This window comes from Pseudomonas sp. ICMP 3272, assembly GCF_001466905.1.
Classification (GTDB): Bacteria; Pseudomonadota; Gammaproteobacteria; order Pseudomonadales; family Pseudomonadaceae; genus Aquipseudomonas; species Aquipseudomonas amygdali.
The window spans coordinates 72,898-86,116 of record NZ_LKEK01000119.1 but is presented as its reverse complement, the minus strand read 5'-3'; the positions used below and the strand labels follow the sequence as shown (position 1 = coordinate 86,116).

At 52.1% G+C, this 13,219-nt stretch carries 16 protein-coding genes; 11 read left to right on the top strand and 5 right to left on the bottom strand.

Annotation, left to right across the window (positions count from 1 at the left end; genetic code table 11):
• Positions 1-253: 253 nt before the first annotated feature.
• Genes AO068_RS25615 through AO068_RS25605 form a run of 3 tightly spaced genes read left to right on the top strand, consistent with a single transcriptional unit; the run spans position 254 to position 1,625 of the window.
• Positions 254-757: an Hcp family type VI secretion system effector gene (locus tag AO068_RS25615; protein WP_057403957.1), complete on the top strand. Its 504-nt coding sequence runs from the start codon at positions 254-256 to the stop codon at positions 755-757.
• 10 nt (positions 758-767) lie between these two features.
• Entirely contained in the window at positions 768-1,199 is a 432-nt protein-coding gene (locus AO068_RS29900; RefSeq protein ID WP_058409807.1) for an STM2901 family protein, read from the top strand.
• Positions 1,200-1,625, top strand: coding sequence for a DUF1493 family protein (locus AO068_RS25605; RefSeq protein ID WP_057440765.1), 426 nt, complete (start codon positions 1,200-1,202; stop codon positions 1,623-1,625). It begins immediately after the preceding gene.
• 1,080 nt (positions 1,626-2,705) lie between these two features.
• On the opposite strand, the gene AO068_RS29895 is transcribed toward AO068_RS25605, so the two are convergent.
• Positions 2,706-3,083 (bottom strand): DUF6678 family protein, encoded by a 378-nt coding sequence (locus AO068_RS29895; protein ID WP_058409806.1) that lies wholly within the window; start codon positions 3,081-3,083, stop codon positions 2,706-2,708.
• A gap of 133 nt (positions 3,084-3,216) precedes the next feature.
• On the opposite strand from AO068_RS29895, the gene AO068_RS25595 reads away from it, so the two are divergent.
• The 3 genes from AO068_RS25595 to AO068_RS25585 all read left to right on the top strand — a co-directional run bounded on the left by AO068_RS25595 (position 3,217) and on the right by AO068_RS25585 (position 5,447).
• On the top strand, positions 3,217-3,960 hold the full coding sequence (locus AO068_RS25595) for a hypothetical protein (protein ID WP_058409805.1): 744 nt from the start codon (positions 3,217-3,219) through the stop codon (positions 3,958-3,960).
• A gap of 229 nt (positions 3,961-4,189) precedes the next feature.
• The gene (locus tag AO068_RS25590; RefSeq protein ID WP_005745763.1) at positions 4,190-4,525 is read left to right on the top strand and encodes a hypothetical protein; all 336 of its coding nucleotides are present in this window, start codon (positions 4,190-4,192) and stop codon (positions 4,523-4,525) included.
• A gap of 157 nt (positions 4,526-4,682) precedes the next feature.
• Positions 4,683-5,447 carry a hypothetical protein gene (locus AO068_RS25585; protein ID WP_058409804.1) on the top strand — a complete coding sequence of 255 codons (765 nt, stop codon included), beginning with the start codon at positions 4,683-4,685 and terminating at the stop codon, positions 5,445-5,447.
• A 222-nt stretch (positions 5,448-5,669) separates the two neighbouring features.
• On the opposite strand, the gene AO068_RS25580 is transcribed toward AO068_RS25585, so the two are convergent.
• From AO068_RS25580 to AO068_RS25570, 3 genes are read right to left on the bottom strand one after another with little or no spacing between them, the layout of a single operon-like run.
• The gene (locus AO068_RS25580; RefSeq protein ID WP_234778834.1) at positions 5,670-6,011 is read right to left on the bottom strand and encodes a hypothetical protein; all 342 of its coding nucleotides are present in this window, start codon (positions 6,009-6,011) and stop codon (positions 5,670-5,672) included.
• Between the two features lie 40 nt (positions 6,012-6,051).
• Positions 6,052-6,897: an RNase A-like domain-containing protein gene (locus AO068_RS25575; protein WP_058409803.1), complete on the bottom strand. Its 846-nt coding sequence runs from the start codon at positions 6,895-6,897 to the stop codon at positions 6,052-6,054.
• Positions 6,898-6,908: 11 nt separating this feature from the next.
• Complete coding sequence (locus AO068_RS25570) at positions 6,909-7,403, bottom strand: Hcp family type VI secretion system effector (protein WP_010408113.1); 495 nt, start codon at positions 7,401-7,403, stop codon at positions 6,909-6,911.
• 329 nt (positions 7,404-7,732) lie between these two features.
• Between AO068_RS25570 and AO068_RS25565 the strand changes: the two genes are divergently transcribed.
• The 5 genes from AO068_RS25565 to AO068_RS25545 all read left to right on the top strand — a co-directional run bounded on the left by AO068_RS25565 (position 7,733) and on the right by AO068_RS25545 (position 12,079).
• Entirely contained in the window at positions 7,733-8,029 is a 297-nt protein-coding gene (locus tag AO068_RS25565; protein WP_058409802.1) for a chorismate mutase, read from the top strand.
• 299 nt (positions 8,030-8,328) lie between these two features.
• Positions 8,329-9,099 (top strand): SDR family NAD(P)-dependent oxidoreductase, encoded by a 771-nt coding sequence (locus tag AO068_RS25560; protein WP_058409801.1) that lies wholly within the window; start codon positions 8,329-8,331, stop codon positions 9,097-9,099.
• Between the two features lie 177 nt (positions 9,100-9,276).
• Positions 9,277-10,824: a M10 family metallopeptidase C-terminal domain-containing protein gene (locus tag AO068_RS25555; protein WP_058409800.1), complete on the top strand. Its 1,548-nt coding sequence runs from the start codon at positions 9,277-9,279 to the stop codon at positions 10,822-10,824.
• Positions 10,825-11,265: 441 nt separating this feature from the next.
• Positions 11,266-11,631, top strand: coding sequence for a histone-like nucleoid-structuring protein, MvaT/MvaU family (locus AO068_RS25550; RefSeq protein WP_058401809.1), 366 nt, complete (start codon positions 11,266-11,268; stop codon positions 11,629-11,631).
• Positions 11,632-11,779: 148 nt separating this feature from the next.
• Complete coding sequence (locus AO068_RS25545; RefSeq protein ID WP_002555839.1) at positions 11,780-12,079, top strand: hypothetical protein; 300 nt, start codon at positions 11,780-11,782, stop codon at positions 12,077-12,079.
• A 129-nt stretch (positions 12,080-12,208) separates the two neighbouring features.
• Here AO068_RS25545 and AO068_RS25540 read toward each other — a convergent pair whose 3' ends face one another.
• Positions 12,209-13,099, bottom strand: a complete 891-nt coding sequence (locus AO068_RS25540; protein WP_058409852.1) for a hypothetical protein — start codon at positions 13,097-13,099, stop codon at positions 12,209-12,211.
• Positions 13,100-13,219: the final 120 nt, after the last annotated feature.

Here is a 13,219-nt window from a genome sequence, read left to right as displayed (position 1 = left end):
CAGAATGTCCTCAGCTTGAAAACCTCTCGTCGAGCTACTCCAGGCGCTGCTACCTGAACATATGGAGTCGAGATCAGCCCTGCTGTGCTTCGGGAATTTTTCTGTGGATAGATAGTCCCAAGCCCGGAAGCAAACGATCCTTGCTCAATCAGTGCGTGGGGCGCTGGCCTGATCTGGTTAAGCAAAACAGCAAGTGCTAAAGCGGGCGTGCCTGTACGCCAGCTAAAATTTAATCAAGCTCCAAGGAGGGGGAATGGCATTCGACGCCTTTTTACAGATCGAGGGTCTCCAAGGGGATTCCACTGACGCCAATCATAAGCACTCAATTGAGATAACTGGATATAATTTAGCAGCTACTCAGTCAATCTCCCGTACGGCTAGCTCAGCTGGCGGCGCAACCGCTGGCCGTATTTACTTAAGCGATTTTAGCATTACAAAACTCGTAGACTCTGCAACCCCAAAACTATTGGCCGCATGCTGTTCGGGGCAACACTTCAAGAAAGCAACGTTGAGTGTTTATCGTGCAGGAGGCGACAAGCAAAAGTACATGGAAGTAACGTTTGAGAACTTTATTGTAAGCGGGTTTTATAGCGGGAATATATTTGACGCATTGCCCAGCGCTTTTCCAGAAGACGTTGTTTGGTTTAGTTACTCAAAAATCAAGATGACATATTCACAGCAGAGTAGAGCCAATGGTCAAATGATAGGTCAAGTCGTTGCCGGATGGGACCAAGAACGAAACACCACTTATGCATAAGGATATTTAAGTGCCAAGAATTTACTGCTGCGACGGTGACTGTGGGCTTACAGCAGATCAACTGCTGTGGACAATTGCAATCGAAACCACAATGGAAGAGTTTGGAATTGACGACATAGCTGCGGCCTTGTCCATCGTTTCGGGGGCAAATATAATTCCAACGCGCCGTAAGCCCGGTGGAACTATAAAAAATACCTCCGTAGCCTCTATCGTTTCAAGGCGGATATTTAGAAAGCGTAAATTTCCCGGGGGTTACAGGGCTCCGACTATCGTCGGCTGGAGACCTCCGACTGTGCGGGTTACACCTTACATTGGCGCATTTGTAGGTCGAGCCATTCCAGTGGTCGGTTGGGCGTACACAGCTGCAGAGCTAGGACTCATCGGCTATAAAACCGTCGTCGCATACAATGCCATTGTAAGCGCTGAAGATCAGGTGTTCTGAATGAATAAAGATAGCGTGGACTATGAGCTGCTGAACGACATAGTCAGGTGTATTCAAGAAGTGTTTGAATTCAGCAAGGATGCATTTGAAACTCTCAGCCTGGCCACTGATATTAACCGTGAGCTGGGCATCGAAGGGGATGATGCCAATGAGCTGATGCCCGAGTTCTTTGAGCGTTTTTCCATAAACATAGATAACTATGATCCCTACAGGTATTTCGTACCTGAGGGATATGATTTTTTCTCCTTCAGGCGAAGCAAGGACAGGCGCGGCAAGATTCCTATAACTTTGGGCATGCTTTATTTGGCGGCTAGAGCAAAAGTCTGGAACACACAAGAATTAGAAAGCGTAGAGTTTAGTCCTGCTCCGCTTTATAACTGTACGTCTGAGATTCCTCTGCCAGGTTATAAAATAAATAATAGGTAGAAGCTCAACCGCACGCACACCGAGCACGTCGGACTACGCTAATCAATGTGGCAGAAGTGAGTCTCGGCTACTCGCTTATTCCAAGGTAGCAGACGTAATGCGCGCGCTGTGATTTTTAGCATAACGCAAATGCGTCGTCCATATCTACGATGCTCAGGCCGTTTATAGGGAGGAGGTGCTTGTAAAATTCGGCCATCTTCACTTCAAGTGCTACTAGTGCCATATCAAACTAAACGTCTCCGCCGGGTAGTTATGTCTATATGATTTTTATAAGAAAATCATACATATAGAAGTTATGTTGCTCGGATACTGCACGCTAGGAGTACATCTATTTCTGGAAGCTCCACGACTGCTCTTGTTTTGCGTCCAGTAAGAATGGGATAATTTCAATAGTAAAGGGGATGCATGGCTTGTCAGTATTCCCAATTTTCTATCAGCCAGCAAAGATAGCTAAACGGTTTAAATTGCCCATGCTTTCTGAATTGCCGAATGACGGTCTCTGGCCGAAAGCATCAGCTCCTGAACGACCGCTTTCGACTGATTCTGTTGAAAAAATCGGTTTTCTCGAATTGCCAGAAACCTGACGAGTGAAAGAGTATATTTTTCGCGCTGCTACGTGAAGTCTGTGCTCGAAAGCCTATACGGCTATTCAAGATTTCAATCTCATGTGCTTATTTTTCTGCCGTGAAAACCTCGTCCGACTGTTTTCAAAAGAATAGTCTGATAGCGGCCATTGTACACGGTTGCTCGAACATATGGACGAAGGCACTATTGCGCAGTTCCTCATTGTTGAATTACATGTGCATCACTCTAGTTACGACTATTTTATTATTTATTTTCAAAAGGTCAGGTGAGCTTGCTCCTATTCCTTACGAAATGAGCTCCATCAGCGAATGGAGACCGGCATACACCGAGGGCTTTGAGCGCCTCTGCTGCATACCGGCAGAGAATCTCGGATCTTCAGTAGCCGACGTTTCCCAGCTTAGTGAACCTACCCAGACTTATGGAGAAGCGATCCCTGTTACTGAGGCCTTTGCCTCGATACGTCCGACAATGCCAACTATACGAAACCTCAGACACTCAGACCCACAACGGCTGCATTCCCGGTCTGGTGTAACCCCAAACACGTGGTACCCCATCCTCTAGAGAAAAGGGCAGATTGTGCTTTCTTAGGATAGAGAGTAGCCATTCGATTGAATCAGCTCTGAGTTCGATCCACTCAATCTCTGCCACCGGATGGATGTGGTAATGCCATTCTCCATCCCAGTCTGTGCAGTAATCGCTTGGGGCCAAGACGCTGTGCAATCTGAATTCTGACTTCATGTGCGGGGCGTTAGTCATGGCGTTGATCAGCTCAGCCCATTTGGTGTTGTTCATTACGGGAAAAATGGCGCCCGTAGTCAGCAGTCGTCGAGTTTTCGCTTTTGTAATCTCGTCGAGGTCAGGTAACTGATGCATAAGATTCGCGCGATGGTGTGAGGTGAGTGCAGTCTAACCCAACATACATTGCGTGATTGAATGGGTACGGACGCTGGGCATCGTTTAGAACGAGCGGTATTGTTTCAACTCAATCTCAGGCGCAGGAAGCACCATGTTTTGGAAAAGAGACAACATCCTCAAGGTAGAGCTACTCACTCCGGTTGCTCTGAGCATACCGCCAGCTCCACCGCCACCTGACACGCCAGAACAGTCGGTCGACAAGCGTGCGACCACCAACGCGGAACTGGCCTTCAAACTGATCACCTATGGAACTCTGGCATCGCAGGCAGCGTTGCTGGTCCTCGGGTATTCAATTCTGGTAGGACGTTACGAGCAATTCGGAATCGATACGAACGAGCTAGCGCTAGGAACCCCTTCTCTCCTGCTCAATGGTTATGTTGACCTTTTCTCCAGAGCAATCGACATGGCGAGTCAATCGCCGACCATTGGACCAGGGCTATTGGCTTTCATATTTGTTGCGGTTGCGGCGGTTTTTGTCAGCCTGGTAACGAAGCGTCTCACAATGGCCATTATTGTGGGGCTCTCAGCCTGGATAGGAATGTTCCTATTTGTGGCATTCTTTGTACCGGCACTCGGGGTTCAAAACGGAGTAAATAAAGGCTTAGCGGACTTCAACAAATATACGCATCTGGAAGCTCCATTAGGGCTGGATAAAATCCATACGGTCATAACGGACAAAAACGAACGACTCACCGGCTACCTGATCCTTGCGGATGGTAAAAGCACATTTTTACTTGTTGGAATGAAGGTCTTTAAGCTTGATGGCAGCTCTGGCCGGGTGATCCGGGAAACAGAGCTGAGCGTCAAACAGCCATCTAATGAGCCCAAAAAGTAGGCCGCGAGCATGACCAGTAGCCGGGGCTCTGTATGCCCACATGTATGCCCGCAAAAACCGAAGACTGGTAGACCCAAAAAATACGGGCCTGCCGACCTCCAGTTCAAAAGACGTCTGGGCATGTGAGAGCGCCTTCTTGCCACTATAAAAAAATACCTAAACCACAACCCCGACGAGTAAAGTACCGCCGCCCGAGACGTGGATCCGGGTTTTCCCATGGAGTTTCACCTTGAAGTCATTTAGCAAAGTCGTAGCCGCAGCAGTATGTGGTCTGGTTCTGGCGGGTTGCACCGGCACCCCTATGAAAACCCCGCAATACGACAGCAGCCAATACACCGTCGTAGGTCACAGTGAAGCAAGCGCCACCGGCCTGATGCTGTTCGGTCTGATCCCGATTCGTCAGAACGACCGTTTCGTTCGTGCGCAGAACAGCGCCATTCAGGCCAAGGGTGGCGATGCGCTGATCAATACCCAAGTGCAGGAGAAGTGGTTCTGGGCCTGGGTCCTGAACGGCTACACCACTACCGTTTCTGGTGACGTGATCAAGCTGAAAACCGCTAAATAAGCACCGCTCGTTTTCAGAAAGCCCGGTTCGCCGGGCTTTTCTGTTTCTGGCGATTGGCGGATGCGCTATCGAGCGATTGAGTAAGCGCTGACATGCATCGTTACCCACCGCCAAAAGGTTTAGCATTCAGCCCACTTTCGGATGTGAAGTTTTCTGCATGACGGCCTTCTACCTCAAGTTACTCATCACCCCCGCGCTGATGCTGGCTATTTCATTGGCGGCAAAGCGCTGGGGTACCGGCGTGGCAGGGCTGCTTTCCGGACTGCCGATGACCTCGGCGCTGGTCATGCTGTTTCTCAGCCTTGAGCAAGGCACCCAGTTCGCCTCGATGGCGGTGCCCGGCGCACTGGCCGGGCTGGCGGCGATTCAGGCGACTTACCTGTTTTATTTCCTGGTCACTGGACGCGTTTCAGCGGTGACTGGATGCACCTTGGCCTTGGCTGTGTATGGCGCAACGGCCTTTGCGATTAACCTGTCGGGCTCACTGGCGCTGTCGATCATCTTCACGCTGCTGATGGTTGCGTTGATCGTTGTTGCCACCTCGAGACAGGCACCACCGGATGTAGCGTCATACGTTGCAATGCCGCGCTGGGTCATCCCGATGCGAATGCTGACGGCCACCCTTCTGCTGCTGGCGATTACCGCAAGCGCTACCTGGCTCGGGCCGGTGGTCAGTGGGCTGCTGGCGCCGATCCCGGTGATCGCCTGGCCGCTTGCAGTGTTTGTCCACGTTCAAGGCGGGCGTTACGAACTGGCGGCAATAGTCCGAGGCAATGCCATTGGCGCTGTCGGGGTGGTGAGTTTCTACCTGACCCTCAGGTATTCCATATTGCAATGGGGCGCGCTTGTGTCTATCGCGGCTGCCGTTTTGCTGGCTGTGGTGGTGACGGCTGTGTTGGCGCGGTTGTTGGCGAGGCGGTAGGGCTTATAGTTGCTCCGCTGAATTCGTGCATGCAGCACATCAGTGTGGTGTTTCAGAAGCACCACACCCGGGATTTTCCTGCTCGTGGCCTTCTTGGCTGCTGCATCCGGGCCTTCAGGAGGCGCTGACGCCTGATGAAATCAAAAATTAGCCACCAAGACGATAATCTGCAACGTGCAGCATCTGCTCTATCGACGCAATTTTTAATGGGCTAATATGCAATTACTTGCATCCTGCCCAACTAAAATATTTAGCAAAAAAAGATTTCTTTTTCTTTTCAATATGCGAGTCTATTGACTTGAGTATTCCGCTAAAAAAAACATGCTCTTCAACACCAAATCTTTCAGGGATGAAGCAAAGGTCATACCATGACAGTATCTCATCAACTGAAAAATCGCCGGACTTCTGGAGTCTTATATAAGTAACTATATCTTTTCGCAGTGAGAGACTAGAGTAATAAGATTTGCTTGACATCCATTGCCCGATTACCTCTTCGACGGTAAGCTGTCCAGCTCTTTGATCTTCAGGCAGATAATCGAGCAATCCATCACTCAACGCCTTCATAAAGCTTATCAACTCCATATATCCGCGCATTGCAAAAACCTCAAGGAATTGGAAAGGCAGTAAGGATGTATCTGGGCATGTGATTAAACTCAACAAACTCTATAATTACCCTCAACCTTGTCATGGTTACGGGGGTATTTGGCGCTGAACGGTATATGCCCCACCCTACCTCCTGTTGAGCATCGAAATCTAAGACTAGTCGGTTGCTCTTACGAATAAATTGAGTTTTGGAATACATTAGAATTCTGAGGCGATTTGCTTTCAGTGTTTGGCTCACCGCCCACTCTGCAATATCTACTCTTTCAAACGTAGACATTACAGTCGCCGATCTTACCTTTTTCAGGCGTTGCTGTAATCCGGGAATATCTTTTTGAAAGTGATCCTTCCATGTATGACCACCCGGATCTTTTCTTGGCACATTTTTTGGCTTTTCACTAACATCAACTGTCATTCTACCAGCGCGTACCGAGGAAACTCGAAATGCGTTGTACATAGAAGCAGTAGTCAGGGGAACCACGAACTCAGTAGCTAGACCAATAACCTGACCGGTTTCTCGAGACGCCCCCAATGCCTCAGCCGCAGTCATCCCTGCTTTAAATGCATAAGAATCGGTTTGCTTTCCTGTAACAATCTGCGTTGACGCGGCTGAAAGCTGGTCAGATGCATGCACTCCCATTGCCACACAACCGACTTTTGAAATCATCGTTGGATCAGGTAACGCACACAAAACGCCTGAACCAGCAAGCTCAATGATGCCGCCGACAAGTCGAAGGCTGCCAAATATACGGTTAGACATAATTTCAGCAGGCGTAAGAGACTCATGAGAGAGTACCGCTGCCATTTGTGTAAAATTGAGGATGACGCGAAAGCTTCCATCATCAGACATAATGCGTTTCCTTACGCAAATGGCTTGTTGGCGGTCCTGTCCCAACCACCAGAAACGATACCCGCACTTCCACCATCAGCACGTCGCTGTTGTGAGTATTCAAATTTGATTCGACCGTAGTTTAAGGTCACAACTTCAACGGGAAAGCCAGACTGTTCTGCACCTTGCCCACTGACTAATGCAATCAGCACCTCTTCAAGCACTATGTCCAGATACTTGAATTTTTCAGTTCCCGCCCTATGGATTCGGATGGTCACATTTTTGATGTGTGAGCCCCTGCAGCAAAGCTCAAATAATTTCGGGGTGGCTCTGTCTATATATTTGCTGATCTGAAAATCCCCGAGGGAAACGCCTCCAGCGGTCGCTCCGCCACTGGAACTGGCAGTCTGACTGATCGACTGCATGGCGTCGTAGTGATAAGAAAGCAGCTCTATCCAACCTTTGTGTCCATCGTCAAGAGACTCGCCTTCAACACCATCAACTTTCATAAAAGCATCAAAAGACATAATCTTAGCTCCCTGCTTTTCAACATATCAAAAAGAAAATATTAGCCGAATTCTCTCTCAGATTACCAGCCTAGGGTGTGCCTGGTCTGATTGCACGTTACGAGCTGTCTACGTACCTAATGTGCAGGCCCCAAAATATCCGCCGACCAATACCGTTGCCTTGGTAAGCCGGCTCGCGAAAAACGTCGCATAACATCACCATCACAGCTTGCAGTGCCGCACACAAAAAAGTCGTGCAACCGAGTAGACACCTGCCACCGCAGCCCGTTAACGTCCCATTCGCAACACAATCCAATCCAACCCAACCCTGTCCTCTCGGAGATCCCCACATGGAAGTCATGTACAGCACAATCGAAGAAGTCCGCACGCACATCGACAATATCGACCGCGACGTTGTCGCCCTGCTGGCCAAGCGGGGCAAACTGGTCAACCAGGCTGCCGCTTTCAAGAAGACAACCGATGACGTCCGCGCGCCCAACCGGGTGGAACAGGTCATTGCAAAGGTGCGAGCGATGGCAAGCGAGACCGGCGCTTCGCCCGAGGTAGTGGAGCAGGTCTATCGTGCGATGATTGCTGCTTTCATCAATGAAGAATTGAAGACCCATGCTGCGCTGGCGAACGCTTGATCTGTCGGGTCTGATACCCAACTCATGGATTGATTTAAAAGCCCCCGCCTTCGTCGAACTCATCTGCGGCGGCAGTCTGGCAACTGCCGCAGAACGCTTCGGCCATTCACCGCAGGCCGAATAGAAACGCTTCGAACTCGGCTGCATGGCGAAAGCTGTTTAAACGAGCACTCAACTTATCCGCAAGATTGCATAAGCCCCCTTTCGTTGAGCTCCGTATTGGTAAGCAACTGTCCGCCTGAACGCAATGTCTTGCCCCGAAGTCAAAAACACTTCAACCATGCTCCTCAAGGTGCCTTATGAGTTTGATACCCGAACTGAACAGCGAGGCTAACGTGCTGATATGCGGGGCCAGCCGAGGTATTGGCTTGGCACTGTGCGCGGCGTTGCTTGCTCGCGATGATGTGGCTCAGGTATGGGCGGTCGCGCGACAAGCCAGCACTTCCACAGAGCTGGCAACGCTTGCAGAGCAATATGGCCAACGCATCAAACGAGTCGACTGCGACGCGCGTGATGAGCAATCCCTTGAGGCACTCGTGAGCGAGACGCTTGATGGATGTGAGCATCTGCACCTCGTCATCAGTACGCTCGGCATTCTTCATCAGGACGGCGCAAAAGCAGAAAAGGGCCTGGCACAACTGACACTTGCGAGCCTGCAAGCCAGTTTCGCGACCAACACCTTTGCACCGATCCTGCTGCTCAAACACCTACTCCCACTACTGCGCAAACAACCTTCTACCTTCGCGGCGCTCTCCGCGAGGGTTGGCTCCATTGGCGATAACCGACTGGGTGGCTGGTACAGCTACAGAGCCAGCAAAGCAGCGCTGAACCAGTTGCTGCACACGGCCAGTATCGAATTGAAACGCCTTAACCCGGCCTCTACTGTCCTGGCAATACACCCAGGCACGACGGACACGGAGCTGTCTCAGCCATTCCAGGCGAACGTGCCCGAAGGCCAACTGTTCGAACCGGCGTTCTCGGCGGATCGCATTATTGAGGTGGTAGGCGCACATGGACCGGCCGACAGCGGGACCTTCTGGGCCTGGGATGATAAGCCTATTGTCTGGTGACTTGTTTCACTTGTGAGAATGAGCTCGCTATCCGTCCTCACTAACGGGCTGTTTTGGTCGGAAAGCCCCCGCCGCTTATAACCCCTTCGTCGGATAAGGCCCATCGCTATCAACGAGACGGCATTACTGGCGTCATACCCCATTCCCAGTGGACCAACTGCAAGTAAGGAGCACGGCATGACCCAGGTATTCAACATCAAGGACGCCACCAACCCTACGGCGCTTGGGAATTTGCAGGTCAAAAGCGCCAGTAGCCAGGTCAGTAATAACCCGATTGAACTCATCGTGCAGGGCACTCCTGGCAACGACTACATACGTGGTGGGCTGGCCAATGAACTGCTGATGGGTGGGGGCGGCAACGACCAGCTAGTCAGCGGGGGTGGCAACGATGTGATGGTCTCCAGTGCCGGATACGACGGTATGGACGGCGGCGCCGGTAATGATGTATTCCGCTTCGACCGCATCGGCGACAGCTATATCAATAGCGGAGGCGAGCACACCGATTCCATCAGCCATTTTGACCCCGCCCACGATACCCTCGACGTGTCGGCCCTTGGCTATAGCCATTTAGGTGATGGCTATGGCGATACCTTGCACATCCGTAGCGAGCCTCTGCGCGGCATTTACTTTTTGGAAAGCTACGAGCGAGACGGTAATGGCAAACATTTTGCCGTGCAGTTCCTGGCCAATAGCGGCCTTATTACCGATGCCAACTTCCAGCCGCTGATCAACGGCACTTCGCACAACGATCTGCTCGAAGGCACAGACGCCAGCGAATCCCTGAAAGCCGGCGCTGGCCGCGACAACGTCGAAGCGGGTGCGGGCAATGATCGGCTGTTCGGTGGCTCCGGCGGCGACACTCTGAGCGGCGGCGCGGGTGCCGACAGCTTCGTGTATACCCGGCTCAGCGACAGCTACCGCAACGATGCCAGTGGCAGCTATAGCAGCCGCGACCTGATCACCGACTTCAGTGGCAACGGCCATGACATGATCGACGTGTCCGCCTTGGGCTTCACCGGGCTGGGTAACGGCTACAACGGTACGCTGAAGGTGGTCCTCAACCTGGCCGGCGATGCCACCGCGCTTAAATCATTAGAGGCTGATGCCAACGGTAACCGCTTTGAAATTCTGCTCAGTGGCAACCATGTCAATGAACTCAACGCCAGCACTGTGCTGTTCGCCCCGCCCAGTGATGCGACGGTTGTGACCACTCCGGAGCCGATCACCTCGGTGAGTCTGGTAGGTGGTGACAAGTCCGACATCCTTTATGGTTACTGGGGCAACGATACCCTCGTCGGTGGCGCCGGAAACGACACCCTCGAGGGTAACGCCGGTGACGATGTGCTGACCGGTGGGTTGGGCGCGGACAAGCTCACCGGCGGCACAGGCAACGACCGTTTCGTGTTCACTAGCAGCGCCGACAGCCATGCGGGCAGCAGCGATCTGATCACTGATTTCATCTGGGGCCAGGACAAGCTCGACGTCTCTGCGCTCGGCGTAACCGGTTTTGGCAACGGACGCGACGGCACCTTGAGCATGACCTACGATGAAAACACCGACCGTACCTACCTGCGCAGTAGCGAGCCAGGCGCCGATGGGCATGCGTTCCAGGTCACGCTAGCAGGGTTTGACTATACGCGAGAGCTCACCAACGCCGACCTGGTGGTTGCCGATACGGCAGACGTGGCGCTCGTGGGTCAAACCGCGGTCGACCTCGCGAGCTGATATCACCTGAACAGCTAGCGTGTGGGCTCCCTTCCCACCTTTAGTTGCCTGGACGCCTACAAGGCAGGAACAGTGAGCGGTATTGATGCTCACTGCTCCTGCATTTTCAACGCGACCAGGCCTGGTTCGCTGTCAAAGCGCTCGCCTTCCGCTCTTGCTTTTCGCTGGCGCGCAGTCAATAGATGGAGTCGCCGTTTTATTGCGTCAGGAAATAGGCCAATCAAAACTTTCCAGTGGCTTGCAGAACAGATGGGCAAAAACCGCTGTTAATTCTGTGCGCGAAAAACCGCATTTTTGAAAATAACCGGAAGCCCGGGCAATCCGGCTTATGACGTTACTCCGACTTGTTAAAGGCCAACCGACCTGCGGAAAATAGGCTGAACTTGTAACGGGCACTATCTCTCTCAATAACTACGCACACCTGTTTATGAGGAAAATACCATGTCCAAACTCGCAGAATACCGTCAGCTGGAAAAACACCTCGCCGAGCAACTTCAGGCACTGGAGACCATGAAAGGCAACGAGGGCCTGAAGAAAGAGATCGAGTTCGAAACCAAGCTGCGCAAGCTGCTTGAGCACTATGGCTTCAGCCTCAAGCACATCGTCAATCTGCTGGAACCACAGAACTCGTCGCGTCGCCAGGTCGCGGATAAACCTGCGGGCACGCGCAAACCACGTGAGCTGAAGGTGTACAAGAATCCGAAGACCGGTGAAGTGATCGAAACCAAAGGTGGGAATCACAGAGCCTTGAAGGAGTGGAAAGCAGAACACGGTTCTGATGTCGTCGAGAGTTGGCTGAAGAAATAAAGCCTTGCGCCATGCAACGGTTGATTGACCGGGGTCGGTCTGGAGCATCGGTTAATCACCGTTCGTGCAGTCGAACTGCCGATGTCGGGAACGACCCGCTGCGCCAGTACGTCAGACCTGCATCGACTCACTGAAAAGGTACAGCGCAATGGAAAAGACAATCACCGTGGACCAACTGGCTAAAACTGACCTCAGATCAGTTAAAGAGATATGGCTTGGTGATACCCATACTCAGCTATGTCTGTGGCGTGGCGAACAAGTCGTCACACACGACATGCTCAGCGAGGGTACCCACGATCAGAACAATAGTCGCCTGCACTTGCAACTGGTCAACCCTGACGACCGGGCTGCAGTGGCCAGCGTCGAGGCGCTCGTTCGTGAGCGGCTGGAAAGGATGGGAAGCAAGGGTGAGTTTTATCCGGCTGAGAATGCGGACACTCACCAGTAATCACGCTGATTACACGCGATTCTGTAGGGTCCTTGGGCTGCGTTGCCAGACTGTAGATGTGTGACGCAGAGCGTCACGAACGGCATGCCAACGCAGAGCATTGGCACGATAGTCACCTCAACATCTCATTCAGGCCCCGGTTGCCGAACCGGCCATAAAGCGAGCACGCACCTTCGCCCACACCTCGCCAACCGGCATAAAAAACACCGAAATCAGCTTCAGCACTCCAGGCACATCTCTGCGAATGGTCATAACAGGCTCACTCGCATCATGGACGGCAAGCAAATACCGATACACCCGACGGCTACTCATCGGCAGCAGCCCGATCTGCTCAAGTATAGAAGGGCCCACCTCGCGGACCATGCTGGTGACCATGATCCAGAGCAATATGATTTCGCCACACAGGAAAGTGACAATCAAAACAGTGGCACCTATCGTTCGCCAGTCTTGCAAGGCTTCGAAGATGGCGTCGATGCTGCTGCCCAAGGTCACCATCGTTGTAAAGATCGCGGCGATAGTGAAGAGTGCTGCAATGAATCTGCCAGGGTCAGGTAGCCGGAAGAACGCAGCAATACGTGGCCCCATTGTGTCGTGACTGGCCAGTTGCTTGAGCTCCTGACGCTCCTCCCACAGATGTCTAAGCGCCCTCGCTTTATCGACAAGCTCGCCGGGTCCGCAGTTATAGCGTGTGCATAGCCAGTCCTGTTTCAGCTTTAACCTTTCGGAAGGCGTAGTAATTGAAGCGGCGCCCATCCGCTCTGCTCTGATCCGCGCGTACACCTCTCCCAGATGTACTGTGCATATCAGGGAAGTCAGCAGGACTGGCAGCAAAGCGGGAACGTAGTCAGTCAGGGTAGGCGCAGGTAAAAATATCAGCGCACCTGAAAATGCCAATATCAACGCAGCCATCCAGATCAGACAGATACGGGCATCACGCCGACGCCAAGCCTCTTTGAAAGGTGCCCGCTCAAATAGCTGAAAGTGTTCTTCTACATCTTTACGCAGCTGGTTGATGCTCATCGTTTGCTTCCCTTGCATGGCAAACGCACGAGTTTAAGCCGCCTGTTGGCTAACGTAATTAAACGAATTGTAAAAAGCAGCGTGCCTGCGGGCGTTCTGTCGATGATTGTTTATAACCCG